At 66.0% G+C, this 927-nt stretch carries 2 protein-coding genes; both read left to right on the forward strand.

The window, feature by feature from the left end:
• The coding region (locus tag A3764_RS25280) for a hypothetical protein (protein ID WP_161487508.1) at window positions 1–363 on the forward strand (363 nt) is incomplete at its 5' end.
• Window positions 364–427: 64 nt separating this feature from the next.
• A partial coding sequence (locus A3764_RS17100) for an asparagine synthetase B family protein (protein ID WP_443069392.1) occupies window positions 428–927 on the forward strand: 500 nt, incomplete at its 3' end.

Genomic DNA, 927 nt, shown 5'->3' on the forward strand with positions numbered 1-927 from the left:
GCCAAGGCCGACATGGGCAAGCTGACCGAGGCGCTCGACCTCTTTTCCGAAGGTCTGCTGGCCTGTCCCTTCGACGGCTGGCTCGCACTCAACCACGCCCGTGTCGCCGCCCGTCTCGATCAACCGCTCCTCTCGGCGCGGTCCTATGCCCGGGTACTGGACGCGGGGGATCGCAAATCCGTCGAATTGCATGACGAAGCGCGCGAAAAGCTTGCTGCCCTTCGGGCCGAGCTCCGCCGGTTGCGGGTTGCAGATACCCTGTCGCTGCCGCGGCCCGCCCCCACGATACGTGATTTCCAGCCCCTTCCTGAAGGAACTTCATCCCAAGGTCCCGCCAACAGCGCATCGGCGCGCCCCCTGTGATCCGCTTGCCATGTGTGGCATAGTCGGCATTCTCACGCCTCCGGGCAGGTTCCCCCCCGAGAAGATGCGCTCCATCCTTGAAACCATGGGGGCACGCCTTGCGCACCGGGGGCCAGACGGGCAGGTCGTCTGGCAGGGCGACGGCATCGGATTGGCCCATGCCCGGCTTGCCATATTGGACCGAAGGGATGCTGCGGCGCAGCCTATGATCAGTCCGGACGGTCGCTTCGCCATCACCTATAACGGTGAGATCTACAACTTCGCCGAACTCCGCAGCACCCTCGAAGGGCAGGGGCACATCTTCCGCACGCGCGGCGACTGCGAAGTCCTGCTGCACGGATACCGCCAGTGGGGCGCAGACCTCCCCCTGCGGCTGCGCGGCATGTTCGCCTTCGCCATCTGGGATGCGCAGGAGCGTCGCCTGTTCCTCGCCCGCGACCGTTTCGGCAAAAAGCCTTTGGTTCATGCCCGCGTCGACGGCGCCTTCGTCTTCGCTTCGGAGGCGAAAGCGCTCTGCGCCTTCCCCGGGTTTACCCGCCGGGTCAACCCGGACGCGATCCGCCA

This window comes from Sulfitobacter sp. HI0129, from assembly GCF_001635395.1.
GTDB lineage: Bacteria > Pseudomonadota > Alphaproteobacteria > Rhodobacterales > Rhodobacteraceae > Sulfitobacter.